Below are 23,287 nucleotides of genomic sequence, written 5' to 3'. Positions count from 1 at the left end.
CGCAGCCTGCGGCGTTGCCGGTTCTTGCGTGCCCCGGGTTCGGTTGCTATCTGCCGCCGATACCCGATGAAATCCGTCGGAACCTTATGAGGCAGGCGTGCAGACCCTCCCGAAGCCACGACTGGAAATCCGCAACCTCGTCCGCAGCTACGACGGGCGGGCCGTGGTGGATGACGTCACCCTGACGATCATGCCGGGGCAGGTGACCTGCCTGCTCGGCCCCTCGGGCTGCGGCAAGTCGACAACCCTGCGCATCATCGCCGGGGTCGAGATGCAGGACGCGGGCGAAATCTGGGTCGACGGCAAGCTGGTCTGCGACACCGTCTACCGGGTCCCGCCCGAGCGCCGGGGCATCGGCCTGATGTTCCAGGACTTCGCCCTGTTCCCCCATCTCAGTGTTTCCGAGAACGTCTCCTTCGGCCTCAAGGGCGCCACCCGCGAGGAAAAGCGCGCCCGCGTGGTGCAACTGCTCGAACGGGTGGACCTGCTGCGCCATATCGACAGCTACCCCCACGAGCTCTCCGGCGGCGAGCAGCAGCGCGTGGCACTGGCGCGGGCGCTGGCCCCGCGGCCCAAGATCATGCTGATGGACGAGCCCTTCTCGGGCCTAGACAACCGTCTGCGCGACGGCATTCGCGACGAGACCCTGAGCGTGCTCAAGGAAGAAGACACCGCCGTCCTGCTCGTCACACACGAGCCGGAGGAGGCCATGCGCATGGCCGACGAGATCGCGCTGATGCGCAAGGGCAAGATCGTGCAGTTGGGCGCGCCCTACAATGTCTATACCCGCCCGGTCGACCGCGCGGCGGTCAGCTTCTTCAGCGAGGCCAATGTGCTGCGCGCCGAGGTCAACGGCGCGCTGGCCAAGACTCCCTTCGGCCAGTTCCTGGCGCCCGGAGTGGCCGACGGAACCGTCGTCGATATCGTGTTCCGGCCCCAGCACGTCCGCATCGACTTCGACCGCAACGGCTCCGGCCCGCTTCCGACCCCCTCCGAGGGCGTGGCCGCGCGCGGCGTCGTCGAACGGGCCCGTTTCCTCGGCCACGAGTCTCTGGTCGAATTCCGGATGGATTTCGACGGATCGGTCCTGAAGGCGACGGTCCCCAACGTCTTCCTGCCGAACCCGGGCAAGGTCATGTGGCTGACAGTGCGCCGCGACCGCTGTTTCGTATTCCCCGCCAGCCACTGACAGCGCCGGTCAGGCGCGGGCGAAATCCGCCAGTGCCTTGCCGGGCTCATCGGCAAAGAGCACCGGCAGCGGTTCCGCCTCGGCGATCATGTCGGTCCGCAGTTCGGCAAAACCCCCCGTGGTTTCGCACCATCCGGTCAGGATCCAGCTCCGCCCCCAGTTCTCCAGCCTGAGCGGACGCAGAACGCGCGCTGCCGGGCTGTCCGCCAGTACGACCCGCAGCTTCTGCCGGGCACCGATGGCGGCGCGCAGCACCGGCAGGTGCGAGAATCCGCGGGCGGCGCTGGCGGCGGGCAGGGTGGCGCTCTTCCAGCCGTCGGATGGGGCAGTGGCGGACTGTGGCAACGCCGCGTCGATCTTGTCGGCCAGCGCATTCGCTGCGGCGCTGAGGCCCGGGTCGGCGGATTCGGCCACGATGGCGATGCCGAGGTTCAGCGCCTCGACCTCCGCCGCGCTCAGCAGCAGGGGCGGCAGGGCCACGTGGTCCGTCAGACGATAGCCGGTGCCCCGCGTGCCAGTCACCGGCTGCCCGGCGGCCGCCAGAGTTTCCATGTCACGGTAGATGCTGCGCTGGGACACGCCGAGCGCGACGGCGAGATCCTCGGCACGGTGGCTCTGGCCATCGTGCAGCAACTGGAGCAGGCGGAACAGGCGATCGGATCGGGTCATGACTGGCGGAGTCCATCACGGCGGCCGGGAAATGTCCACTGAAACTGCCAAAAACCTGTCAGTTGTGGCGCGGGGCCACGCAGCGCACCGCTTTGCGCCCCCGGAACGAGGCCTCGGGTGGCCTTTGCCGCTTCCGTCCGCCCGACGCGCTGCTTAGAAACGCGGCGAACCGTCCCGCACCTCATCGCGCGGGAACCGGACACGGAACATTCGAGACAAGAGGAATCGACAATGCTGAACAATATCGGTCTCCCGGGGCTTCTGCTGATCGCCGTCGTGGTGCTCGTGCTTTTCGGGCGCGGCAAGATCAGCTCGCTGATGGGCGAGGTGGGCAAGGGCATCACCGCGTTCAAGAAAGGCGTGAGCGACGGAACGAAGGAACTTGAGGAGGACACCGCTGCCTCCGCCAAGGACATCACGCCCGAAACCGAGAAGGACAAGGCGTAACCGCAAATGTTCGACATGGGTTGGAGCGAGCTCCTGGTGATCGGCGTCGTCGCGCTGATCGTCGTGGGGCCCAAGGATCTGCCGGTGCTGTTCCGCAATGTCGGACGCTTCGTCGGCAAGGCCCGCGGCATGGCCCGCGAGTTCACCAAGGCAATGAACGATGCCGCCGACGAATCCGGGGTGAATGACATCGCCAAGGGGTTCAAGACGGCGACGAACCCGCTGGCCTCGGCCATGGACGGGGTGCGCGACGCCGCGCGCGACGTGACCAAGAGCTTTGACCCGAACAAGTTCGGCTCCGGCACCGAGACGGCCAAGCTGGCCAAGGAGCGGGCCGCGGACGCCAAGAAGATACAGGCCGCCACCGCCCGCGCCGCCGCCGAACGCAAGGCGAGGGAAGCGGCCGAGGCGCTGGCCAAGGCCGAAGAGGCCGAGGCTGCACTGGCTGCGCCAGACGCGCCCGAAGGCGAAGAATCCGGGAATAAAGCATGAGTCAAACCGCCGAGGACGAGATCGACGATTCCGCCGCACCGCTGATCGAACATCTCGCCGAGCTCCGTACGCGTCTGATCCATTCGGTGGTGGCCTTCATCATCGGCATGGTGATCTGTTTCGCCGTCTGGAACCCGATCTTCAACTTCCTGACCCAGCCGCTCTGCCATGCCATGGCAGCGCGCGGGCAGACGGGCGATTGCGGCCTGATCCTGATCAAGCTTCAGGAAGGCTTCTTCGTGGCCATCTCCATCTCGCTCCTTGGCGGGCTGGTGCTGTCCTTCCCCTACATCAGCTACCAGATGTGGCGCTTCGTGGCGCCGGGGCTCTACAAGTCCGAGAAAGGCGCGTTTCTGCCCTTCCTCGTGGCCTCCCCCTTCATGTTCTTCCTCGGCGCGACCTTCGCCTTCTACGTGGTCACGCCGATGGCCTTCGACTTCTTCCTCGGCTTCCAGCAACCGGGCTCGGTGCTGAACGGCGGGGCAGAGGCGACAGGCGTCGCGGGCATCGCCTTCCAGGGTTCGGCGCAGGAATACCTCAGCCTGACGATCAAGTTCATCGTCGCCTTCGGTCTCTGCTTCCAGCTTCCCGTGCTGCTGACCCTGATGGGCAAGGCCGGGCTGGTCAGCGCCTCGGGGCTCGGCGGGGTGCGCAAGTACGCGGTCGTCGCCATCCTCGTGCTGGCCGCGCTGGTGACGCCGCCCGACGTGATCACCCAGGTGATCCTGTTCACCGTGGTCTACGGCCTCTACGAGATCTCCATCCTCCTGGTGCGCCGGGTCGAGCGCAAGCGGGAGGCACAGCTCCGGGCCGACGGGTACTATGACGAGGACGCGGACGAGGATCCGCTGACGGACGAGCCTGCCGAGGGCATGGAGGAGGGCCGGTGATGCGCGACGACAGCCATCCCGAAACCCTCACCCCCTCGCTGGACCGGATCGCGGCAGCCCTCGAGCGCATCGCGCCCGCGCCGCTGCCCGCACCGGATTTCGCCGGCGCCCCGGCCTTCGTCTGGCATGTGGAGCCGGACCGCCTCGAGCCTGTGCCTTCCGTCAACCGCATCGGGCTGGACCTGCTGGTGGGCATCGACCGCTCGCGCGACACGCTGCTGGCCAATACCCGGCGCTTCGCCGAGGGGTTCGCCGCCAACAACGCGCTTCTCTGGGGCGCGCGCGGAATGGGAAAGTCAAGCCTTGTCAAGGCGATACACGCCGAGGTTCAGGCAGAGCACGAAAGCCTCAAGCTGATCGAACTCCAGCGCGAGGACCTGCCGTCGGTGGGGCGCCTGCTGGGCCATCTGCGCGGCGCGGCAGAGCGGTTCATCCTGTTCTGCGATGACCTGTCCTTCTCGCATGACGACCAGCACTACAAGTCGCTCAAGGCGGTGCTGGACGGCGGAATCGAGGGGCGGCCGGCCAACGTGGTGCTCTATGCCACTTCCAACCGGCGCCACCTGATGCCGCGCGACATGATCGAGAACGAACGCTCCAGCGCCATCAACCCCTCCGAGGCGGTGGAGGAGAAGGTGTCGCTCAGCGATCGCTTCGGTCTCTGGCTCGGCTTCCACCCCTGCAGCCAGGATGAATACCTTGCGATGATCGACCGCTACTGCGCCTCCTACGGTGTCAGCGTCGATCCCGACACGCTGCGCGCCGAGGCGATCGAGTGGCAGGCCACCCGCGGTGCCCGTTCGGGCCGCGTCGCCTGGCAGTTCTTCACCGACCTCGCCGGGCGCCACGGCATCCGCATCGGCTGACCGCCCCAACTTCTTTGGGGTCCAAATATCCCGGGGGGAGGCCGAAGGCCGGGGGCAGAGCCCCCTGAGACCCGCAAAAGAAAGGACCGGCGCCCGTGATGGGCGCCGGTCCTTTTCGCATTCCGGTGCGGGCAAAGCCCTATTCGAGGTAGGGCATCGGGTTCACACTGTCAAAGCCGTTGCGGACCTCGAAGTGAACATAGGAGTTCGAGCCGCCGCGCAGCTGGGCGATCTGCTGACCGCGCGAGACCGGATCGCCTTTCTTGACCTTGATGTTCTCGACGTTGGCATAGACCGTCAACAGGTTGTCGGCATGGCGCACCACGACGATCGGCACCTGGTCGGCGCTGGAGGTGATCGCGGCCACGCTGCCGTCCTTGGCGGCGGTCACCGCGGCACCCGGCGATGCGGCGATGTCGATGCCTTCGTTCTTGCCCTTGGTGTAGGTGCGGATGATCTTACCCTTCACCGGGAAATCCATCTGCGCCGAGCTGGTTGCCGTCGGCTTGCCGACGGAGACCTCCTGCGCCACCTCGTCGGTGCGCGCGGCAACCTTCTCGTCCGGCAGCGGCTTGCTGGCGCTCGGCGGCACCGGGGTCGGGCTGCCCTGGCCGGGTTCGGTCACCGCAGCGGCGGTCTGGACCGTACGGGCAGGGGCGGCGGCGCCCGCGACCGGGATCAGCAGGTACTGGCCCTCGCGGATGGTGAAGTCCGAGCCGAGCCCGTTCCATTCCGCCAGCGACTTGATCGGCACGTCGTAGAGGCGCGCGACGGTATAGGCGGTCTCGCCCCGGACCACCTTGTGCCGCACCGGCTCGGGCGAGGCGGTGGCGACCGGCGCAGGCGCGGGGCGGGCGGCGCTGCTGCTGCTGGCGGGCGGCAGGGTCGCGGTGCTGACCGAGGGGGTGGTGTCGGGAGAGGCGTCGATGGCGCTCCCGGCGAGCGAGGCGATGTCGACCCCGGTTGCCGCCGAGGGTTCGGCCACTCGGCGCGGCAGGGCGATCACCTCGCCTTCGCGCAGCGGGTCGCCCGGTGTCAGGCCGTTGTAGCGCGCAAGGTCGGAGGAGGGCAGGCCGATGCGGTTTGCCACGTCGCTGACCGTATCGCCGCGCCGGGCCACGACCACCTGGTAATTCGGGTAGGAGATCACGCCGCGATCATCGGGCTGGGGCCGCGCCCCGACCGCCTGCTGCGCCGCAGACGCGGTCGAGAAGGCGCCGACCTTGCCGCGCATGTCAAAGTCCAGCGGCTCGTCACAGGCGGCTGTCAGCGCCAGGACAGACAGGGCTGCGATAGCGCGGATGGAAAAGGGTCCAGCGGGCATTTTCATCTCGATATCCTCAATACGCCCCTCCCGTTGTGCCGGGCGGTGGCGGTCATCCTGCCTATGGCCTATCCGTCCCGGCCCAGTCCTTCAAGGAGGGGGACGAAGCGGACGGGCAGCAATTCATCATAGTCGAACCCGTTTTCACCGCGCCGGACGCGGATCAGGGTCTGCACCGCGTCGGACTGGCCGACCGGCACCACCATGATACCCCCGATCTTGAGCTGAGCCAAGAGCGGGCCGGGCGGGTCCTCGGCGGCGGCGGTCACGAGGATTCGGTCGAAGGGGGCCTGTTCCGGCAGCCCGTGCGATCCGTCCGCCGTCATCGCGGTGATATTGACCAGCCCGAGCGACTGGAACACCTCGTTCGCCTCGCGCACCAGCCGGGCGTGGCGGTCCACCGTGTAGACCCGGCGCGCGAGCCGCGACAGGATCGCGGCCTGGTAGCCCGAGCCGGTTCCGACCTCCAGCACCTTGTCGCGCGGGCTCAGTTGTAGGGCCTGCGTCATGCGCCCCACGATGGAGGGCTGCGAGATGGTTTGCCCGCAGGCGATGGGCAGCGGCGTGTCCTCGTAGGAGCGCTCGGCGAAGAGACCGGTGATGAACCGGCCCCGGTCGATCTCTTCCATTGCCTTCAGCACGCGGGTGTCGGTCACCCCGTGCGAACGGAGCGCGAAGAGAAACTGCATCTTGGTTTCGGCGGAGGGCCCGGTCATTCGATGGCCTTCAGCTGGTCGAGTACGTCATGGGCCGTGAAGTCCGCCCGCATCGGCGTGACCGAGATATAGCCTTCGAGGTTGGCGTGTGCGTCGCTGCCGGGCTGGCTGGCGATCTGCTGGTTGCCGCCCCGGACCCAGAGAAACCGCCGCCCGGAGGGCGAGTCATGCGGTTCGACGCTGAAGCGGGTGTCGGGGCGCTTGCCCTGCGGGGTAACCCGGATGCCCTGCACCTCTGCCGCCGGGACCGGCGGGAAGTTGACGTTGTAGAAGACCGGATAGGGATTGCTGTTGCCGGGTGCATTGGCCAGGATTCGGCGCACCACCTCGGCCCCGTGCTGACGCGCGGCCTCGAACGGGTCGTCCAGCCCCGCCAGTCGCGGCCCCATGAACTGCGAGAGCGCGATGGCCGGGATGCCCTGCAGCGAGGCCTCGATCGCGCCGCCCAGCGTACCCGAGTAGAGCGCGTTCTCGGCCGAGTTGTTGCCCCGGTTCACACCGGACAGGACCAGCGTGGGTTCGTTGTCGCTCAGCACCTCGTGCAGGCCCGCGAGCACACAGTCGGCGGGCGAGCCTTCGGCCGCGTAACGGCGTTCAGACATGCGGATCAGCATTGTGGGATGGGTGTAGCTGATGCAATGCGCCACCCCCGATTGCTCGAAGGCGGGCGCGACGACCCAGACCTCTCCTGAGGGCCCCGCCAGCTCGGCGGCAATGGCCTCCAGCGTCTCGAGACCCGGTGCGTTGATACCGTCGTCGTTGGTGATAAGTATGCGCATCCGCCGCCCCTTTTCGCGCCTTGCCCGTTTTGGGCCCTTGATAGGCGAGGGGGCAGAACGGGGCAAGGGAGGAGGCGCCCTTCGCGCCTCCTGCACTCCTGTCAGAGTGACAATTGTGCGAGCAGCCGCTGCGCTTCGTCCTGCGTTGTCGCCAGCGTGCTCCGGTCTTCGCCCGGGAAGAACCGGGCGCGGGTCGCGGTGGGCATCGGCGCGGGGGCAAGGACATGCACGCGCGGGCCGATCTTGTCGGATTCGGCCTGCCACGCCCGGGCCAGCGCGATCTGGGCCGCCTTGGTCGCGGCATGGACCGCAAAGAATTTCTCGCCCACGTGGGGATCGTCGAAGAACACCGCCTGGCCCTCTGCGCCCAGCAGGGGGGCGACGTAGGAGATCAGCACCGAGGTTGCCGTGGCGTTGACCGCGACGGCCTTGGCCCAGTCCTTGGGATCGGCATGGGGGGCAGGGCTCAGCGGCGCGGCATGGACCGCGGTGTGCAGCCAGAGGTCCAGCTTGCCCCAGCGGTCGTAGATGCCCCGGCACAGGGTCGCCATGGCCTCGGGCACGGTGACGTCCATGGGGGCCAGGGTCGCGCTGCCGCCCCGGGCCTGGATCCGGTCATCCAGCTCTTCGAGCGCGCCGGTGGTGCGCGCGACTGCGATGACATGATGGGTCGGTGCCAGCGCTTCGGCGAGCGCGGCACCCAGTCCGCGCGAAGCGCCGGTGATCAGGGCAAGTTTGGTCATGCCCAGCGGTGTGATCAGGAACGCGCCAGAGGTCAAGCCTCAGCTGTTCGGCAGGCTGTAGCGTTTGGCCGCACCGTGTTCGACCACGATCACCTCGCCGTCGGAAATCGCGGTCACGGTCGCGCCCGAGACCTTGTCGCCCTTGTTCAGGCGGTGAACCTTGCCGTTGTTGCTGCGCATCAGCGCCACCGACCCCGAAGGAGAGGTCAGCGTGCCCAGCAGGGTCAGCGGACCGGCGCGCAGGGCATTGGGGATCGTGGCCGTCCGAGCGACGGCTGCGGGTGTTTCTGACATGAGAACCTGACTCGTTTTGCTGCGCTGCGGCAGCTTGCGGGGATGGCTCTTGCCAGACGGGGGAGAAAGGTTAAAGAGCGGTTTCGCCGCGGCCCGCGCGGACCGGCGGCGCCTTGCCGTCCTCCAGCAGGGAATCGCCGATCAGCCCCAATGAAATAAGGCCCGAACGCGATAACGTCGCGTCCGGGCCCGATGATTTTGCGCGCTGCGCTGGTGGCTTACTCGGCCGCCTTCATCTCGAACCCCTGTTCGAGCATGTCGGCCGGGCGCACCGGGTACTCTCCCGAGAAACAGGCGTCGCAATACTGCGGGCGCTTGTTGTCGCGGCCACCGGCTTCGCCCACCGCACGGTAGAGACCGTCGAGCGAGATGAACTTGAGCGAGTCGACTTCGAGGTGCTGGCGCATCTCTTCCTCGCTCATGGTCGCGGCCAGCAGCTTCTCCCGCTGCGGCGTGTCGACGCCGTAGAAGCAGGGCCATGCGGTCGGCGGCGAGGCGATGCGGAAGTGCACCTCCTTGGCGCCCGCGTCGAGGATCATTTCCTTGATCTTGCGCGAGGTGGTGCCGCGCACCACCGAGTCGTCCACGAGGATGACCCGCTTGTCCTTGATCAGGGCACGGTTCACGTTCAGCTTGAGCCGCACGCCCATGTTCCGGATCTGCTCGGTCGGCTCGATGAAGGTCCGCCCCATGTACTGGTTGCGGGTGATGCCGAGCGCGAAGGGAATGCCGCTCTCCTGGCTGAAGCCGATGGCCGCCGGGGTGCCGCTGTCGGGCACCGGGCAGACCAGGTCGGCATCCACGGCCGCTTCCTTGGCCAGTTCCACGCCGATCTGGCGACGGCTCTCGTAGACCGAGCGGCCGCCGAGGATCGAGTCGGGACGCGAGAAGTAGACGTGTTCGAAGATGCAGAAGCGCGAGTTCTGGCGGCGGAAGGGGAAATGGCTCTCCACGCCCGATTTCTCGCTGATCACAACCATCTCGCCCGGTTCGATCTCGCGGACGAAATCGGCACCGATGATGTCGAGGGCGCAGGTTTCCGAGGACAGGACCCATCCTTCGGCCAGCTTGCCCAGAACCAGCGGGCGCACGCCCAGCGGGTCACGCACGCCGATCAGCTTGGTGCGGGTCATCGCGACGACCGAGAAGGCGCCTTCGACCTTGCGCAGCGCCTCTTCCATGCGGTCGGGAATCGACCGGCCCATGGAGCGCGCCATCAGGTGGATGATGCATTCGCTGTCCGAGGAAGACTGGAAGATCGAGCCGCGCTCGATCAGCTCGCGGCGCAGGGCGTTGGCATTGGTGATGTTGCCATTGTGGGCAATCGCCGCGCCGCCCATCGAGAACTCGCCGAAGAAGGGCTGGACGTCGCGGATCGCGGTGTTGCCCTTGTTGCCGGCGGTCGAGTAGCGCACGTGCCCGATGCCGATGGGGCCGGGCAAGGTTTCCATCACGCTCTGAGAGGTGAAGTTGTCGCGCACATAGCCGAAACGGCGGGCCGAGTTGAACCCGTGCTCGGGGTGGTGGACGACGATCCCGCCGGCCTCCTGACCACGGTGTTGCAAGGCATGGAGACCTAGGGCGACGAAGTTAGCGGCGTCTGATACACCGACAACGCCGAAGATCCCGCATTCCTCCTTCAACTTGTCATCGTCGAATGGGTGCGCGGGCGGCATTTGCAGCTTGGACAAGGCGGCAGCTCCGAATCCGGGGGGTGTTAGACCCCTCACATAATGGCTCAAGCCGCCAGTGTCATCAAAGGATCACAAATAACCTGCGCCTTGCCCGCAAACGTGACCGCCCTGCCGCCCCGGATAGCGCCTAAGCTGTGCGTACGCGGACACCGCCAAGCAGTCTTTGCAACAGGTTGGCGGGCTTTTGCGGCGTTGCAGGCGCAGGGCTGTGCGCCCGGGCACAGAGCCTCTGCGCCTGTTCCGCCCGCGCCCGTCGCCCATGCGCGATGTAATGCGCGACGTCGATGGAACCATCGGGGCGGCGGCGGGGGGTGATTTCGGTAAAATCCATGGCCGGTCTCCTCTGCGGATGTCTCTCCCGAACATGGCAGGAAGCCTGAGCGCGCGCCTGACGGGGACCTGAAGACGATCTGCAGATTTGCCTGAATCTCCGTCTTGCGGGCCGGTTTTTCTTGAGAGGCGCGCGGGGGACGAGGCAGACTTGGGGCATGATCTACCATTTCGCCGACTGTACGCTCGACACCGAACGCCACCGTCTGCTCCGTGCGGGCGAGGAGGTACATGTCGAGCCGCAGGTGTTCACCCTGTTGCGTCTGCTCGTCGAAGGGGACGGCGCGCTGGTCAGCCGCGATACCATGATCGCGGAAATCTGGCGGGGGCGCATCGTCTCAGAAGGGGCGATCGACTCGCGCATCCGCTCGGCCCGTGTGGCGGTGGGGGACGACGGGCGGCGCCAGTCGGTGATCCGCACGGTCACGCGCCACGGCGTGCAACTCGCCGTCGAGGTCACACGGGATGGTGCCACGGCTGCCCGCCCGGCGGAGGCGCGGCAGACGGTGCGCCTGACACGGTCCGCCGACGGTACGGGACTCGCCTGGGCCGAGTCCGGACAGGGGCCCGCCCTGATGCGGGCCGGTCACTGGCTGTCGCACCTCGAACTCGACTGGCAGAGCCCTGTGTGGCGCCCGTTGCTGGATCGCCTCGGGGCGGACCACCGGCTGCTGCGCTACGACCAGCGTGGCACCGGTCTGTCGGAACGGGCGGTGGCGGGGATCACGGTGGAGACCTGCGTGGAAGACATGAAGGCGGTGGCCGATGCCGCCAGCGCAGAAGACTTCTTCATCTTCGCGGTCTCACAAAGCGTGCCGGTCTCCATTGCCTTTGCCGCGCGCTACCCGGAACGGGTCAGGGCGATGGTGCTCTACGGCGGATTCGTCGAGGGAAGCGGCGTGCGCGACCGCCACACCGGCGAGGCCGAAACCGAAACTCTGGTTCAACTGGTACGGCAGGGCTGGGGGCAACCGGGCAGCGCCTTCATGACGGCGCTGTCCACGCTCTTCATGCCGGAGGCGACCAGCGAGCAGATGGACAGTTTCATCGAAATGCAACTCGCCTCGGCGACACCGGATGGGGCGGCAGCGTTGCGGCGGGCAGTGGGAGAGTTCGATGTGACCGACAGGCTGGCGCAGGTCCGCTGCCCGGTGCTGGTGGTGCACAGCGAACGCGACGCGGTGCAACCCTTTGCGCAGGGCAGGCGGCTGGCGCAGGACCTGCCAGATGCGCGGTTTCTGGCGCTGGAAACCGCCAGCCACGTGATCCTGCCGCAAAGCCCCTGCTGGGAGAGGCTCATGTCTGCGACAGGGGCGTTCTTCAAGGAAATGGCGGAGCGCTGAGCGCGCTCGCGCGGGTCAGTTCGCGGCGGGCGCGCTGCACTTGCCGACGAGGTCTTCGTACTTGGTGGTGATCCAGCCAAGCGCCTCTTCGGGGTTGTTGCTTTCGATCTCGCCGGTCAGGCGGTCGAACACCTGTGCCGAGCGGCTGCCGTCGACCATCGGAACCGGGTCGTTCGCCATCACCTGCTGGTAGACGAAGAAGCCGATGGTGACGAGCAGGATGCCGCGCGCCACGCCGAAGAGAAAGCCGAGGCCCTGGTCGATTCCGCCGGCTGCCGAGCGGCGCACGAGGGTCGAAAACAGCGGCGTGAAGAAGGAGACGAGGATCAGCGCGATGGCAAAGACCACGGCAAAGGCCGCAATCACCGAGAGCTCGCAGCTGTCGGCGAAGAACTTGCCGACGGCGGGGATTTCCTTGACCAGCGGTTCCACCTTGGGGGCGAACATGTAGGCGAGGACGGCGGCTGCCACCCAGCCGACGATTGCCATGGCCTCGCGTACGAAACCACGGGAATATGCCAGCAGCGCCGACAGGACGATGACAATCGCCACGACACCGTCAATGAGGGTGAAACCTTCCATGTACTTCTCTGCCTTCGTTCCTGCCTGTCGCGGGTCTTTTAACCGGCTCCGAATACTTCGCCAACAAATCCTGTCAGATCGGTGGCCCGAACAAGGGACAATCCATCACCTGTAACGGTTTTGCCACCCGCAGGGGCGATGGCCGCGGTAAAACCAAGTTTCCGGGCCTCTTTCAACCTGTTTTCCGTCTGCGGCGCCGGGCGCAGCGCCCCCGACAGTGAGATCTCGCCGAAGACGACGGTATCCGCGGGCAGGGCGGCGTCCTCCCGTGCCGACAGCAGGGCCGCCGCGACCGCGAGGTCCGCAGCGGGTTCCGAGATCTTCAGCCCGCCCGCCACGTTCAGGTAGACGTCGAGCCCGGCGAAGGGGATGCCGCAGCGCGCCTCGAGCACGGCAAGGATCATGGCGAGCCGCCCGCCGTCCCAGCCGACGACCGTACGGCGCGGCTGCGAGTGGGGCGAGGGCGCGACCAGTGCCTGCAGCTCCACGAGGACCGGGCGGGTGCCCTCGATCCCGGCAAAGACCACCGACCCCGGCGATGGTTCGCCGCGCTCGGACAGGAACAGGGCAGAGGGATTGGTCACCTCGGCCAGCCCGTTGCCCGTCATCTCAAACACGCCGATCTCGTCCGCCGGGCCAAAGCGGTTCTTGACAGCGCGCAGGATGCGGAACTGATGGCCGCGCTCGCCCTCGAAGTAGAGCACCGTGTCGACCATGTGCTCGACCACGCGGGGGCCTGCGATCTGGCCCTCCTTGGTGACGTGACCGACAAGGATCACCGAGCAGCCGCGCCGCTTGGCAAAGGTCGTCAGCTCGTGCGCCGCCGCGCGGACCTGGCTGACAGAACCCGGCGCACTCTCGACGTTGTCGGCCCACATGGTCTGGATCGAGTCGATGATGGCCAGCTGGGGCCGCTCGGCCTCCAGCGTCGTGAGGATGTCGCGTAGGTTGGTTTCGGCGCCAAGCTGCACCGGGGCCTCGGCCAGACCGAGCCGCTGGGCGCGCATACGCACCTGGGCCGAGGCTTCCTCTCCCGAGATGTAGAGCGTCTTGATGCCGTTGCGCGCGAATTGCGCCGCGGCCTGAAGCAGCAGCGTGGACTTGCCGATGCCCGGGTCGCCGCCCACGAGGATGGCCGAGGCCGGGACCAGCCCGCCGCCCAGAACCCGGTCGAACTCCTCGATGCCGGAATGGGTGCGTGGGGGCGGTGCTTCCTCGGTCGCGAGGTCTGTCAGGGGAATGGTGCTGCCCCGCGCCGCGCCGAGCGACTTCGAGGCGGGGCCCGCCGAGAGCGGGGCCTCCTCGGTGATCGAGTTCCACTCGCCGCAGGCTTCGCAGCGGCCCGACCACTTGGAAGAGGTGGCGCCGCAGCTGTTACAGATGAAGGTCTTGGTGGATTTGGCCATGCGCCTGTGTGCCCGAGCCCGCGCCGGGCCTCAAGCCCCCGCAGAGCGCGACCGTGATTTCGCGGTCAGATGGCTGATGAGAATGGAGGCGAGGATGCAGGCGGTGAAGGCATAGAGCCCCCAGGCAACCTCGATCCGGGCGAGCCCGATGCCCTTGGCGATGACCACGTAGAGCGCGATCAGGAACACGTCCGCCATCGCCAGCTTGCCCAGCAGTTCCAGCGCGGGCACGACCTTGCGCCGCATCAGCCCGAAATGGACTAGGGCAAGGCCGATGGTCTTGGCATAGGGCGCGAATACCGCGAGGAAGGTCACGATCAGCGCCAGCGCCACATCGGTGCCCCAAAGCGATTGCAGGCCCGACATCACGGAAATTTCGGAAAGGCCGAACAGCGGCAGGTCGATCCCGGCGCGTATCAGCGGTGCAAACCAAGACAGCGGGAACAGCACCAGCAGGGCGAGATTGGCGATACGCAGGAACTTCATGCTGTCTCCGGGCCGTCAGGGTCCGTTAGCAGCTAGTCACAAAGGGCGCGGCGCGCAAGCGCCACGCCCTTGGATGGTCAGGTGCGGACACCGGCAAAGCGGGTCTGCCAGTCCTCGCGCTGTTCGTCTGCGATCTTGGCGAACAGCACGTCCGGCACGGTAAAGGCGTGACCGGCGGGCAGGGCGGCCAGCGCCTCGGCCACGTCGCCGGGCCAGGTCGCGTCCTCGGTCTGCATCGCCGCCAGCATCCGGGCGGAGGCGTCGGGGATGAAGGGCGCCGAGAGCACCGCGTAGAGGCGGATCAGGTTCAGGCCGAGGCGCACCTGCATGGCGGCGGTCTCGGGATCTTCCTTGAAGGTGGTCCAGGGCGCTGCCGACTGCAGGTACTCGTTGCCAAGCACCCAGATCGCCCGCAGCTCCTGCGCCGACTTGCGCACTTCCATCGCCTCCATGAAGCCTTCGTAGGCACGGATGCGGGTGGTCAGGTTCTCGATCAGCGCCGTCTCGGCCGCGCCGTATGCGCCGCCCTCGGGCACCACTTCGCCAAACTTCGAGCGGCAGAACTTGGTGATCCGGCTGACGAAGTTGCCAAGCACGTCGGCCAGGTCCTTGTTGACCGAGACCTGGAAGTTCTCCCAGGTGAACTCGCTGTCCGAGCTTTCGGGGGCGTGGGACAGCAGCCACCAGCGCCAGTAGTCGGCAGGCAGGATGTCGAGCGCCTGGTCCATGAACACGCCACGGCCCTGGCTCGTCGAGAACTGGCCGCCATCGTAGTTCAGGTAGTTGAAGGACTTCAGGTGGTCGACCATCTTCCACGGCTCGCCCGAGCCGAGGATGGTGGCCGGGAAGCTCAGGGTGTGGAACGGCACGTTGTCCTTGCCCATGAACTGGATGTAGCGGACGTCGTCCGCGCCCTTGTCGGTGCGCCACCAGCGCTCCCACTCGGCATCCGGTGCGCCGCGCGCGTCGGTCCATTCCTTGGCGCAGGCGATGTATTCGATCGGGGCGTCGAACCAGACGTAGAAGACCTTGCCTTCCATGCCGGGCCATTCGGCCTCGCCTTTCCTGACCGGGATGCCCCAGTCGAGGTCGCGGGTGATGCCCCGGTCCTGCAGGCCGTCGCCGTCATGCAGCCATTTCTTGGCGATCGAGGTGGTCAGCACCGGCCAGTCGGACTTGCTGTCGATCCACGAATCCAGCTCGTCCTTGAGCGCGGACTGGCGCAGGTAGAGGTGCTTGGTCTCGCGCACTTTGAGGTCGGTGGAACCCGAGATGGCCGAGCGCGGGTTGATCAGGTCGGTCGGGTCCAGCTGCTTGGTGCAGTTCTCGCACTGGTCGCCGCGCGCCTTGTCATAACCGCAGTTGGGGCAGGTGCCCTCGATGTAGCGGTCAGGCAGGAAGCGTCCGTCGGCGTTCGAGTAGACCTGCCGCTCGCTCACTTCCCGGATCAGCCCGGCCTCGTCCAGCTTGCCCGCGAAATGCTGGGTCAGCCGGTGGTTCTGCGGGCTCGACGAGCGGCCGAAGTGGTCGAACGAGAGGCCGAAGCGGTTGGCGATGTCTGACTGCACCTCGTGCATCTCGGCGCAGTATTCCGCGACCGGCTTGCCCGCCTTCGCGGCGGCCAGTTCAGCCGGGGTGCCGTGTTCATCGGTCGCGCAGAGAAACAGGACCTCGTTGCCGCGTCCACGCTGGAAACGGGCAAAGAGATCTGCCGGAAGCTGCGAGCCGACGAGATTGCCGAGGTGTTTGATCCCGTTGATGTAGGGAATTGCCGAAGTGATCAGATATCGTGCCATGTCGCGCCCTTGGGTCGGTTGCGCCACCGTTTAGCGCAAGGGCAGGGCGAGGGCCAGCGGCGGATTAGGGCTGCGGAAAACGAAACCGCCGCCCCCTTGCAGGGACGGCGGCAGGATCAGCTGTTGCGCAGCGCATCAGGACTTCTTGCGGCGACGACCGATGAAACCCATCAGGGCGAAACCGCCGGCTGCCAGCGGCAGCGACGCGGGCAGCGGAACGACGGAAGGATCGCAATCCTCGTCGCCATACTGCGGCTTGTCGTAGGACGGACGCTGGTAATCCGGCTTGAAGTAGCCGGAGGGTTGGCTACCACCGGATTGGTGGCTTCCATGCCCGCCACCACCGGCCAGGGCCGGTGCCGAGAGCGCCAGCAGGAGCGCGCCCGAGATAGCAAGTGTCTTCTTCATATTACCCCCAGAGGACAATGAATGGTTACTCGTAAGTTCCCTCATTCGCGTCCCGAGGTATCTGCAATTTCACGCAAATTCCGCAGGGCGAAAAGATCTCCCACGAAATGGGATAATCTCAGATCCCCGTAATTTTTTCCATAGCTTTGTCGCTTGTTTTCAAAGGTTTCCCGCAGTGAAACGCTTTCTCCTCAGGGTAGAATTGCAGCGCTATTCCAGGTTGAAAAAGCAATCGTATTTACGGTTTATTCGCTACTTCCGCAATTGAATCGATTACAAACTGTGCGAAATGAAAATTAATTGTGCTTGTCCCGGCTGCGTCCCATAAGTCGTCCAATTAAGAAAGTCGTGCGCGGGGCATAGCGATAGGGGGTCTTGTCGGTCGAGGCCGGGCGCGCGCGCATCCGGGCGATTCCGAAGATCACCAGCGCCACGTGACCGACGGCGATCATCGAGAACATGGCGCCCGCCCCGAAGGAGCCGATCAGCCGCGACGCGAGGTAGGGGGCGGCAATGGCGCCGAGCGCATAGAAGAACATCAGCGCGGCCGAGAGCTCGACCCGTTCCGAATTCTCGGCAAAGTCATGGGCGTGGGAGGCCGCCACCGAGTAGATCGGAAAGGTGGTCAGCCCAAAGATGAAGGCCGCGCACATCACCCCCTCGACGCCATAGCCCTGGCTCAGCACGGTGAGCCCCGAACTGAGGATCGCAGCGACCGAGAGCCAGATCAGCACCCAGCGGCGGTCGAACCGGTCCGCCAGCGCGCCCACCGGGAACTGCGCCAGCGCGCCGCCCAGCACGAAGGAGGCGAGGAACCAGCCGATCTGCCCCGCCGTCAGTCCCACCTCCTGCCCGTAGATCGGCCCTACCATCCGGAAGGAGGCCCCGGAGAGCGCCGAGACCACAACGCCGGCGGCGGCAAGGGGCGAACGCTGAACCGCCAGCCACGGCCGCAGGCGCGGCGCCTCCGGCGTTTCCGGCTGCGGGCTCGAGGTCAGCGTCAGCGGCAGCAGTGCGGCGCAGCAGAGGATGGCGAGGATATTGTAGGAGACATAGCTCGCCGGAGCGAGAATGCCGATCATCAGCTGGGCAAGCAGCGAGCCGCTCATGTCGACCACGCGGTAGGCGCCCATCATCCGCCCGCGCGTGTCGTTGGTGACCCTGTCCTGCAGCCAGGCTTCGATCACCGTGTAGCAGCCCGCGATGCAGAACCCGGACATCACCCGCATCAGCGTCCAGGCATAGGCGTCGATCACCAGCATGTGCCCGAGCAGGCCGATGGCCCCGGTGGCGGTAAAGGCGGCGAAGCTGCGCGAATGGCCCACGTTGCCCATCATACGGGGTGCCCACCAGCAGCCGATGAAGAAGCCGAGGAAATGCGCCGAGCCAAGCAGACCGATCTGGGAGGTGCTGAACCCGAGTTCGAGACCCGAGAGGGCATCGAGCGGCCCGACGCCGCCTGACGACAGCTGCAACAGAACGACGGACAGAAACAGGGCGGCAAATGAAATGAGCAGTCGCATGAGTCCTCACAAATCCCACGCGCGGCGGCCGGGCTCGCAAGTAATCGACTTTTTCATGTCGTTCTTCCACCCCCGACCTCGCATCTCTCGCGGCAGGGCCAGCCCAGACATGAGGCACGACCGGGGAAACGCCCTTGGCGACGGGGCGTTTGGGGCGGATCGGGCGGCTATCGCCTTGCCTTCGGGCGTCCGGTGGCTAGGGTCCGCGCAAACCCGAAAAAAGGATCCGCCTCATGAAGATGAACCCGCTGGGCCGTACCGGCCTGACCGTCTCCGAACTCTGCCTCGGGACCATGACCTTCGGCAACCAGACCAGCGAGGCCGGGGGCCATGCCCAGATGGACAGGGCGCTCGACGCCGGGATCAACTTTGTGGACACGGCCGAGATGTACCCGGTGAACCCGGTCCGCAAGGAAACCATCGGCAAGACCGAAGAGATTCTCGGCACATGGAACGCGGCCAACAAGGCGCGGCGCGGCGACTACATCCTTGCCAGCAAGCACTCGGGCGAGGGCTCCTTTGCACGCGACGGCGCACCGATCACAGCGGCCTCGATCCCCGAGGCCGTCGAGGGCTCGCTGAAGCGGCTCCAGACGGATGTCATCGACATCTACCAGTTCCACTGGCCCAACCGCGGCAGCTACATGTTCCGCCAGAACTGGACCTACGATCCCTCCGGGCAGGACCGCGCCGCGACCCTCGCCAACATGGAGGAGTGCCTCGAGGCGCTGCAGAAGGAGGTCGACAAGGGCAACATCCGCTACTTCGGCCTCAGCAACGAAAGCACATGGGGCACCGCGCAGTGGCTGCGCCTGTCCGAGGCGCGGAACCTGCCGCGCGTGGTGACGATCCAGAACGAGTACTCGCTGCTCTGCCGCTACTACGATACCGACATGGCCGAACTCAGCGTGAACGAGGAAGCTGGGCTGATCGCCTTCTCCCCGCTCGGGGCGGGTCTGCTGACCGGCAAGTACCAGAACGGCGTCATCCCCGAGGGCTCGCGCCGTTCGCTGGTGCCGGAAATGGGCGGTCGCATCACCGCGCGCATCTTCGACGCGGTGCAGGCCTACCTCGACATCGCGGCGCGCCACGGCCTCGACCCGGTGCACATGGCGCTGGCTTGGTGCCGGACCCGGCCCTTCATGACCTCCGCCATCTTCGGCGCGACCACCACGGACCAGCTCGAGGTCGCCCTCGGTTCGGTCGATGTGACGCTCTCGCAGGAGGTGCTGGACGAGATCACCGCAGCCCATCGCGCCCATCCCATGCCGTACTGAGGCGCGGGCGTTTGGGGCAGGACAGTGAGCATTTGAAGAGAAAAGATGACATGAGCGCGCCCAGTCATCTTCTCTCCGAAAATACTCAAATCCTGACATTCACACGGGCGCGCCGCCCGAGGGTTCAGCGCCCCGACCGCACCTCGCGCGCCGATCTGCCATAGGCGGCGCGGAAGGCGCGGGAAAAGCTCGACTGCGAGGCAAAGCCGGTGGCGAGCCCGATGTCGGTCAGCGACATCGCGGTATCGGTCACCAGCCGCTGCGCCTCGGCCAGTCGCAGGGCGAGGTAATGCGCCTGTGCCGTCGCGCCGAGGCGGCTGCGGAATTGCGCCTGCAGCGAGCGCGGGCTGGTGCCGGTTCTCCGGGCGATTTCGGCGAGGGTCAGGGGCGTTTCAAGGTGTTCTTCCATCAGCGCATGGGCGCGGGCGGTCAGCGGTGAATGGCGCGGCGCCCGGGCGGCGCGGCGCTGGGCACGGGCCGGGTCCGGCGCGCTGTCGTAGATGAAGACCCCGGCGACCCGGGTGGCAAGGCGCTCGCCGCAGCGGGCCGCGATCAGGTGCAGCATCATGTCGATTGCGGGCGTCGCGCCGCCGCTGGTCATGCGGTCGCGGTCGACGTGGTAGCGGTCGTGCAGCACCTCGATCGAGGGGAAGTTGGCGGCGAATCCATCGAGGTCCTCCCAGTGGGTGGTGGCGCGATAGCCATCCAGCAGACCGGCCTTGGCCAGCAACCAGGGCCCGCCGTCGATTCCGGCGATGGTGGTGCCGCGCGCGGCGAGCCTGCGCAGTGAGGCCAGCAGCGCGGGGGTGCCGTGCCGGTCGAGGTTGAAGCCGGCGATGACCAGCATGAGGTCGCAGCCTTCCAGCCGGGCGATGGGAGTGCCCGGAACGGCAAGCCCGGAGGTCAGGCGCGCGGGCTGCTCAGTGGCGGTGACATAGCTCCAGTCAAACGGGCGCCCCGGCCCGAGCCGGTTTGCCGCGCGCATCGGGTCCACCCCGGCGGCGAAGGAAAGCGTGTTGCAGTCGTCGAGGACCAGCACCGCCACGTTCAGCGGAGCCTCGGAGCGCTGGAAGATGTTTTTCGCGGATTTCATCAACTCAGCTGCGTATCAGGGAAAGTGTGACCTGCCAAGCCGGGCCATGGTGGCGCCAAAATAACGACTGGAGGACATCATGCCCCTGACCATGAACAAAGAGGTCTTCATCACCTGCGCCGTGACCGGGTCCGGCGGGACCCAGGACCGCAGCCCGCATGTGCCGCGCAGCCCCGAGCAGATCGCCAACAGCGCCATCGCCGCCGCCAAGGCGGGCGCCGCGGTGGTGCACTGCCACGTGCGCGACCCCGAGACGGGCAAGCCCTCGCGCAAGCTGGAATACTACCGCGAGGTGACCGAGCGCATCCGCGAATCCGAAGTGGACGTGGTGCTGAATCTCACCGCCGGCATGGGCGGGGACATGATCTTCGGGCCGACCGAACGTCCGCTGCCTCTGAAGGAAGAGGGCACCGACATGGTCGGCGCCTCCGAGCGGGTCGAACACGTCGCTCAGTGCCTGCCCGAGATCTGCACCCTCGACTGCGGTACCATGAACTTTGCCGAGGCAGACTATGTCATGACCAACACGCCCGGCATGTTGCAGGCGATGGGCCGGATGATGACAGCGCTGGGCGTCAAGCCCGAGATCGAGGCCTTTGACACCGGTCACCTCTGGTACGCCAAGCAGCTGGTCGCCGATGGCGTGCTGGACAGCCCGGCGCTGGTGCAGCTCTGCATGGGCGTGCCCTGGGGCGCGCCGGATGACATGAACACCTTCATGGCGATGGTGAACAACGTCCCCGACGACTGGACCTTCTCGGCCTTCGCGCTGGGCCGCAACCAGATGCCCTATGTCGCCGCTTCGGTACTGGCGGGGGGCAACGTGCGCGTCGGTCTGGAAGACAACCTCTGGCTCGACAAGGGCGTGCTGGCCGAGAACTGGCAGCTGGTCGAGCGGGCGCATAACATCATCGAGAACCTCGGTGCCCGGGTGATCGGGCCCGAGGAAGTGCGCAAGAAGCTGGGGCTGGTCAAGCGGGCGCCCAAGTGAGGCTCCTGCTGGTCGCGCTGCTGCTCGGGGCCTGCGCCATGCAGGCGCCGGGCGCGCGCGATCCCTCCGCGCCGATCTGGTCGAGCACCCGGTTCGAGCCCGCGCGTTTCGCGGGCGACTGGGTCGTGCGACAGGCGGTCGGCGCGGCGCCACGGCAGCTCGCGGTGACGAGCGCTACGCCCGAGGGCTTTGGCTGGCTGGCCGACGGGGTGCCGCGCACCGCGCGCCTCACCGGGCCGGGCCGCTTCGTGCTGGACGGCAAGGGAGCGGGCCGGGACGTCTGGGTGCTGTGGGTGGATGACGATTTCCGCACCGCCGCGCTCGGCACGCCCGACGGCAGCCTCGGCTGGATCATCGACCGCGGCGCCACCGGCGGCACCGACCGCATCGCGGCGGCGCGCGACATCATGGAATTCAACGGATACGACGTGTCCAAACTTGTGGATGTGAGACAATGACGAAAACGGCGGCAATCATCGGGGGCGGGGTCATCGGCGGCGGTTGGGCCGCGCGGTTCCTGCTGAACGGGTGGAATGTGCGGGTGTTCGATCCGGACCCGGAGGCCGAGCGCAAGATCGGCGAAGTGCTGGCCAACGCCCGCCGCTCGCTGCCGGGCCTGTCGGATGCACCGCTGCCCGAAGAGGGCAAGCTGACCTTCCATGCCGAGATCGCCGATGCGGTCGCCGGGGCGAGCTGGATCCAGGAGAGCGTGCCGGAGCGGCTGGACCTCAAGCACAAGACCTTTGCCGCGATCCAGCTGGCCTGTGACAAGGGCGCGCTGATCGGTTCATCGACCTCGGGCTTCAAGCCAAGCGAGTTGCAGGATGGCGCCGCTGTGCCTGCGCAGATCTTCGTCGCGCACCCGTTCAACCCGGTCTACCTGCTGCCGCTAATCGAGGTGGTGACCACCGAAGAGAACACCGCCGAGGTGATCGCGGCGGCCAAGGACACGCTGACCTCGGTCGGCCTCTACCCGCTGCACGTGAAAAAGGAGATCGACGCCCATATCGCCGACCGTTTCCTCGAAGCCGTCTGGCGCGAGGCGCTCTGGCTTGTCACCGACGGCATCGCCAACACCGAGGAGATCGACAACGCGATCCGTTACGGGTTCGGCCTGCGCTGGGCGCAGATGGGCCTGTTCGAGACCTACCGCGTCGCCGGGGGCGAGGCGGGGATGAAGCACTTCATGGCACAGTTCGGCCCCTGCCTCAGCTGGCCCTGGACCAAGCTGATGGATGTTCCGGAGTTCACCGACGAACTGGTGGACCTGATCGCGGGCCAGTCCGACGAACAGTCGGGGATGCACTCGATCCGCGAGCTGGAGCGCATCCGCGACAACAACCTCGTGGGCATCATGCGCTCGCTCAAGACCCAGAACTGGGGCGCCGGGGCGCTGCTCAAGGATCACGACACACTGCTGAAGGCGGGCACGGACCTGGCAAAGCCGGCGGCCGAGATCGCCGAGCCGGGCAAGCCGATCCTGACCGTGCAGCGCGCCGTGCCGCTGGACTGGACCGATTACAACGGTCACATGACCGAGGCGCGCTACCTCGATGTATTCTCGCTGGCGACCGACCGCTTCATGGAGATGGTGGGCTGCGATCAGGACTACATCGCGGCGGGCATGAGCTATTTCACCGCCGAGACGCATATCCGCCATATCGACGAGATGCTGGCGGGAACGAAGTTCGAGACGCGCACCCAGATGCTGCTGGGGCAGGGCAAGAAGCTGCACCTCTACCACACGATCTACGCGGACGGCCGCGAGATCGCGACGGGCGAGACCTTCCTGCTGCACGTCGATCTCTCGACGCGCCGTCCCTGCGACCCCAAGCCCGAGGTCGCCGCCGCGCTGGCGCTGATCGCCGAGGCGCAGGCCGGGCTGCCCTATCCCGAGGGAGCGGGTCGTTCGATCCGCAAGCCAGAGTGAACCGCGTCCTGATCACTGC

25 protein-coding genes are annotated in these 23,287 nt (G+C 66.8%); 10 read left to right on the top strand and 15 right to left on the bottom strand.

Features of this window, described 5'->3' with window-relative positions:
• Positions 1–97 precede the first annotated feature (97 nt).
• On the top strand, positions 98–1,189 hold the full coding sequence (locus DDT93_RS18645; RefSeq protein WP_232825503.1) for an ABC transporter ATP-binding protein: 1,092 nt from the start codon (positions 98–100) through the stop codon (positions 1,187–1,189).
• Positions 1,190–1,198: 9 nt separating this feature from the next.
• Here the strand turns inward: DDT93_RS18645 and DDT93_RS18640 are convergent, their stop codons facing one another.
• Positions 1,199–1,858 (bottom strand): helix-turn-helix transcriptional regulator, encoded by a 660-nt coding sequence (locus DDT93_RS18640; RefSeq protein ID WP_109467386.1) that lies wholly within the window; start codon positions 1,856–1,858, stop codon positions 1,199–1,201.
• 231 nt (positions 1,859–2,089) lie between these two features.
• Here DDT93_RS18640 and DDT93_RS18635 point away from each other — a divergent pair, with 231 nt between their 5' ends.
• From DDT93_RS18635 to DDT93_RS18620, 4 genes are read left to right on the top strand one after another with little or no spacing between them, the layout of a single operon-like run.
• Complete coding sequence (locus DDT93_RS18635) at positions 2,090–2,305, top strand: twin-arginine translocase TatA/TatE family subunit (protein ID WP_109467385.1); 216 nt, start codon at positions 2,090–2,092, stop codon at positions 2,303–2,305.
• A 6-nt stretch (positions 2,306–2,311) separates the two neighbouring features.
• On the top strand, positions 2,312–2,797 hold the full coding sequence (tatB, locus tag DDT93_RS18630) for a Sec-independent protein translocase protein TatB (RefSeq protein ID WP_109467384.1): 486 nt from the start codon (positions 2,312–2,314) through the stop codon (positions 2,795–2,797).
• A complete protein-coding gene (gene tatC, locus DDT93_RS18625) occupies positions 2,794–3,687 on the top strand; it encodes a twin-arginine translocase subunit TatC (RefSeq protein ID WP_109467383.1) in 894 nt (297 codons plus the stop codon). Before tatB ends, tatC begins: the two co-directional genes overlap by 4 nt.
• The gene (locus DDT93_RS18620) at positions 3,687–4,553 is read left to right on the top strand and encodes an ATP-binding protein (protein ID WP_109467382.1); all 867 of its coding nucleotides are present in this window, start codon (positions 3,687–3,689) and stop codon (positions 4,551–4,553) included. Before tatC ends, DDT93_RS18620 begins: the two co-directional genes overlap by 1 nt.
• A 139-nt stretch (positions 4,554–4,692) precedes the next feature.
• On the opposite strand, the gene DDT93_RS18615 is transcribed toward DDT93_RS18620, so the two are convergent.
• From DDT93_RS18615 to DDT93_RS26545, 7 genes are all read right to left on the bottom strand, one after another.
• Complete coding sequence (locus DDT93_RS18615; RefSeq protein WP_109467381.1) at positions 4,693–5,883, bottom strand: LysM peptidoglycan-binding domain-containing M23 family metallopeptidase; 1,191 nt, start codon at positions 5,881–5,883, stop codon at positions 4,693–4,695.
• Positions 5,884–5,945: 62 nt separating this feature from the next.
• Positions 5,946–6,593 (bottom strand): protein-L-isoaspartate(D-aspartate) O-methyltransferase, encoded by a 648-nt coding sequence (locus tag DDT93_RS18610; RefSeq protein WP_109467380.1) that lies wholly within the window; start codon positions 6,591–6,593, stop codon positions 5,946–5,948.
• On the bottom strand, positions 6,590–7,372 hold the full coding sequence (surE, locus tag DDT93_RS18605; RefSeq protein WP_109467379.1) for a 5'/3'-nucleotidase SurE: 783 nt from the start codon (positions 7,370–7,372) through the stop codon (positions 6,590–6,592). The genes DDT93_RS18610 and surE overlap by 4 nt, the downstream gene beginning before the upstream one ends.
• Positions 7,373–7,473: 101 nt before the next feature.
• Positions 7,474–8,115 carry an SDR family NAD(P)-dependent oxidoreductase gene (locus DDT93_RS18600; RefSeq protein ID WP_109467557.1) on the bottom strand — a complete coding sequence of 214 codons (642 nt, stop codon included), beginning with the start codon at positions 8,113–8,115 and terminating at the stop codon, positions 7,474–7,476.
• Between the two features lie 39 nt (positions 8,116–8,154).
• Positions 8,155–8,409, bottom strand: a complete 255-nt coding sequence (locus DDT93_RS18595; protein WP_109467378.1) for a hypothetical protein — start codon at positions 8,407–8,409, stop codon at positions 8,155–8,157.
• Between the two features lie 218 nt (positions 8,410–8,627).
• Complete coding sequence (gene purF, locus DDT93_RS18590) at positions 8,628–10,085, bottom strand: amidophosphoribosyltransferase (RefSeq protein WP_198654914.1); 1,458 nt, start codon at positions 10,083–10,085, stop codon at positions 8,628–8,630.
• 145 nt (positions 10,086–10,230) lie between these two features.
• Positions 10,231–10,434 (bottom strand): hypothetical protein, encoded by a 204-nt coding sequence (locus DDT93_RS26545; RefSeq protein WP_157960227.1) that lies wholly within the window; start codon positions 10,432–10,434, stop codon positions 10,231–10,233.
• 157 nt (positions 10,435–10,591) lie between these two features.
• Between DDT93_RS26545 and DDT93_RS18585 the strand changes: the two genes are divergently transcribed.
• Complete coding sequence (locus tag DDT93_RS18585; protein ID WP_109467376.1) at positions 10,592–11,776, top strand: alpha/beta fold hydrolase; 1,185 nt, start codon at positions 10,592–10,594, stop codon at positions 11,774–11,776.
• A gap of 15 nt (positions 11,777–11,791) precedes the next feature.
• Here DDT93_RS18585 and DDT93_RS18580 read toward each other — a convergent pair whose 3' ends face one another.
• From DDT93_RS18580 to DDT93_RS18555, 6 genes are all read right to left on the bottom strand, one after another.
• The gene (locus tag DDT93_RS18580) at positions 11,792–12,358 is read right to left on the bottom strand and encodes a CvpA family protein (RefSeq protein ID WP_109467375.1); all 567 of its coding nucleotides are present in this window, start codon (positions 12,356–12,358) and stop codon (positions 11,792–11,794) included.
• A gap of 38 nt (positions 12,359–12,396) precedes the next feature.
• Positions 12,397–13,764: a DNA repair protein RadA gene (gene radA / locus DDT93_RS18575; RefSeq protein WP_109467374.1), complete on the bottom strand. Its 1,368-nt coding sequence runs from the start codon at positions 13,762–13,764 to the stop codon at positions 12,397–12,399.
• Positions 13,765–13,794: 30 nt separating this feature from the next.
• On the bottom strand, positions 13,795–14,250 hold the full coding sequence (locus tag DDT93_RS18570) for a paraquat-inducible protein A (RefSeq protein ID WP_109467373.1): 456 nt from the start codon (positions 14,248–14,250) through the stop codon (positions 13,795–13,797).
• Positions 14,251–14,327: 77 nt separating this feature from the next.
• Complete coding sequence (gene metG, locus DDT93_RS18565) at positions 14,328–16,046, bottom strand: methionine--tRNA ligase (RefSeq protein ID WP_109467372.1); 1,719 nt, start codon at positions 16,044–16,046, stop codon at positions 14,328–14,330.
• A 135-nt stretch (positions 16,047–16,181) separates the two neighbouring features.
• The gene (locus tag DDT93_RS18560; RefSeq protein WP_109467371.1) at positions 16,182–16,454 is read right to left on the bottom strand and encodes a PEP-CTERM sorting domain-containing protein; all 273 of its coding nucleotides are present in this window, start codon (positions 16,452–16,454) and stop codon (positions 16,182–16,184) included.
• 296 nt (positions 16,455–16,750) lie between these two features.
• A complete protein-coding gene (locus tag DDT93_RS18555; RefSeq protein WP_109467370.1) occupies positions 16,751–17,977 on the bottom strand; it encodes an MFS transporter in 1,227 nt (408 codons plus the stop codon).
• A gap of 233 nt (positions 17,978–18,210) precedes the next feature.
• Here DDT93_RS18555 and DDT93_RS18550 point away from each other — a divergent pair, with 233 nt between their 5' ends.
• Positions 18,211–19,254, top strand: a complete 1,044-nt coding sequence (locus tag DDT93_RS18550; RefSeq protein WP_109467369.1) for an aldo/keto reductase — start codon at positions 18,211–18,213, stop codon at positions 19,252–19,254.
• Positions 19,255–19,378: 124 nt separating this feature from the next.
• Here the strand turns inward: DDT93_RS18550 and DDT93_RS18545 are convergent, their stop codons facing one another.
• The gene (locus tag DDT93_RS18545) at positions 19,379–20,347 is read right to left on the bottom strand and encodes a GlxA family transcriptional regulator (RefSeq protein WP_109467368.1); all 969 of its coding nucleotides are present in this window, start codon (positions 20,345–20,347) and stop codon (positions 19,379–19,381) included.
• Positions 20,348–20,426: 79 nt separating this feature from the next.
• Between DDT93_RS18545 and DDT93_RS18540 the strand changes: the two genes are divergently transcribed.
• Genes DDT93_RS18540 through DDT93_RS18530 form a run of 3 tightly spaced genes read left to right on the top strand, consistent with a single transcriptional unit; the run spans position 20,427 to position 23,268 of the window.
• Positions 20,427–21,338, top strand: coding sequence for a BKACE family enzyme (locus tag DDT93_RS18540; protein ID WP_109467367.1), 912 nt, complete (start codon positions 20,427–20,429; stop codon positions 21,336–21,338).
• Positions 21,335–21,796 (top strand): lipocalin family protein, encoded by a 462-nt coding sequence (locus DDT93_RS18535; RefSeq protein ID WP_109467366.1) that lies wholly within the window; start codon positions 21,335–21,337, stop codon positions 21,794–21,796. The genes DDT93_RS18540 and DDT93_RS18535 overlap by 4 nt, the downstream gene beginning before the upstream one ends.
• A complete protein-coding gene (locus tag DDT93_RS18530) occupies positions 21,793–23,268 on the top strand; it encodes a carnitine 3-dehydrogenase (protein ID WP_109467365.1) in 1,476 nt (491 codons plus the stop codon). Before DDT93_RS18535 ends, DDT93_RS18530 begins: the two co-directional genes overlap by 4 nt.
• Positions 23,269–23,287: the final 19 nt, after the last annotated feature.

The organism is Albibacillus kandeliae, assembly GCF_003116585.1.
Taxonomy (GTDB): Bacteria; Pseudomonadota; Alphaproteobacteria; order Rhodobacterales; family Rhodobacteraceae; genus Albibacillus; species Albibacillus kandeliae.
The sequence above is the reverse complement of the archived record's forward strand: the minus strand, read 5'-3'. Positions and strand labels throughout refer to the sequence as shown.

Coding starts and splice junctions, on each gene's coding strand:
- DDT93_RS18640 (WP_109467386.1), bottom strand. CDS start 1,858: ATGACCCGATCCGATCGCCTGTTCCGCCTGCTCCAGTTGCTGCACGAT.
- DDT93_RS18635 (WP_109467385.1), top strand. CDS start 2,090: ATGCTGAACAATATCGGTCTCCCGGGGCTTCTGCTGATCGCCGTCGTG.
- tatB (WP_109467384.1), top strand. CDS start 2,312: ATGTTCGACATGGGTTGGAGCGAGCTCCTGGTGATCGGCGTCGTCGCG.
- tatC (WP_109467383.1), top strand. CDS start 2,794: ATGAGTCAAACCGCCGAGGACGAGATCGACGATTCCGCCGCACCGCTG.
- DDT93_RS18620 (WP_109467382.1), top strand. CDS start 3,687: ATGCGCGACGACAGCCATCCCGAAACCCTCACCCCCTCGCTGGACCGG.
- DDT93_RS18615 (WP_109467381.1), bottom strand. CDS start 5,883: ATGAAAATGCCCGCTGGACCCTTTTCCATCCGCGCTATCGCAGCCCTG.
- DDT93_RS18610 (WP_109467380.1), bottom strand. CDS start 6,593: ATGACCGGGCCCTCCGCCGAAACCAAGATGCAGTTTCTCTTCGCGCTC.
- surE (WP_109467379.1), bottom strand. CDS start 7,372: ATGCGCATACTTATCACCAACGACGACGGTATCAACGCACCGGGTCTC.
- DDT93_RS18600 (WP_109467557.1), bottom strand. CDS start 8,115: ATGACCAAACTTGCCCTGATCACCGGCGCTTCGCGCGGACTGGGTGCC.
- DDT93_RS18595 (WP_109467378.1), bottom strand. CDS start 8,409: ATGTCAGAAACACCCGCAGCCGTCGCTCGGACGGCCACGATCCCCAAT.
- purF (WP_198654914.1), bottom strand. CDS start 10,085: ATGCCGCCCGCGCACCCATTCGACGATGACAAGTTGAAGGAGGAATGC.
- DDT93_RS26545 (WP_157960227.1), bottom strand. CDS start 10,434: ATGGATTTTACCGAAATCACCCCCCGCCGCCGCCCCGATGGTTCCATC.
- DDT93_RS18585 (WP_109467376.1), top strand. CDS start 10,592: ATGATCTACCATTTCGCCGACTGTACGCTCGACACCGAACGCCACCGT.
- DDT93_RS18580 (WP_109467375.1), bottom strand. CDS start 12,358: ATGGAAGGTTTCACCCTCATTGACGGTGTCGTGGCGATTGTCATCGTC.
- radA (WP_109467374.1), bottom strand. CDS start 13,764: ATGGCCAAATCCACCAAGACCTTCATCTGTAACAGCTGCGGCGCCACC.
- DDT93_RS18570 (WP_109467373.1), bottom strand. CDS start 14,250: ATGAAGTTCCTGCGTATCGCCAATCTCGCCCTGCTGGTGCTGTTCCCG.
- metG (WP_109467372.1), bottom strand. CDS start 16,046: ATGGCACGATATCTGATCACTTCGGCAATTCCCTACATCAACGGGATC.
- DDT93_RS18560 (WP_109467371.1), bottom strand. CDS start 16,454: ATGAAGAAGACACTTGCTATCTCGGGCGCGCTCCTGCTGGCGCTCTCG.
- DDT93_RS18555 (WP_109467370.1), bottom strand. CDS start 17,977: ATGCGACTGCTCATTTCATTTGCCGCCCTGTTTCTGTCCGTCGTTCTG.
- DDT93_RS18550 (WP_109467369.1), top strand. CDS start 18,211: ATGAAGATGAACCCGCTGGGCCGTACCGGCCTGACCGTCTCCGAACTC.
- DDT93_RS18545 (WP_109467368.1), bottom strand. CDS start 20,347: ATGAAATCCGCGAAAAACATCTTCCAGCGCTCCGAGGCTCCGCTGAAC.
- DDT93_RS18540 (WP_109467367.1), top strand. CDS start 20,427: ATGCCCCTGACCATGAACAAAGAGGTCTTCATCACCTGCGCCGTGACC.
- DDT93_RS18530 (WP_109467365.1), top strand. CDS start 21,793: ATGACGAAAACGGCGGCAATCATCGGGGGCGGGGTCATCGGCGGCGGT.